Below are 526 nucleotides of genomic sequence, written 5' to 3' on the forward strand. Positions count from 1 at the left end.
CGGCGTACAACGTGCCGGTGGTGTTGTCGGTGGAGAGTGGTGTGCTGGATCGGGCGGCGTTAACTGCGGCGTTGAATGATGTCGCGGAACGGCACGAGGTCCTGCGCACGGTGTTCCCCGAGGGCGGCGGCCAGCACATCACCGCCCCGGACATCACCCTCCAGGACGGCGGGAGCATTCAGGAAGCCGCCACCACCCCCTTCGACCTCACCCGGGAAACACCCTTCCGCGCCCACCTCATCGACCACACCACCCTGGTACTGGTCCTCCACCACATCGCTTGCGACGGCTGGTCCCTCGCCCCCCTGGCCCGCGACCTCGCCACCGCCTACACCGCCCGCACCCACAACCACCCACCCCGCTGGACCCCCCTTCCGGTCCAGTACGCCGACTACACCCTCTGGCAACACGAACTCCTCGGCGACGAGAACAACCCCGACAGCCGAGCCGCACAACAACTCACCTACTGGACCACCCAACTGGCCGGACTCCCCGAAGAAATCACCCTCCCCACCGACCGCCGCCG

The 526-nt window shown here is 67.9% G+C and carries 1 protein-coding gene; it reads left to right on the forward strand.

What is annotated here, in order from left to right:
* Positions 1 to 41: 41 nt before the first annotated feature.
* The coding region (locus PJ985_RS23285) for a condensation domain-containing protein (protein WP_271685865.1) at positions 42 to 526 on the forward strand (485 nt) is incomplete at its 3' end.

The organism is Streptomyces sp. ACA25, from assembly GCF_028200735.1.
Taxonomy (GTDB): Bacteria; Actinomycetota; Actinomycetes; order Streptomycetales; family Streptomycetaceae; genus Streptomyces.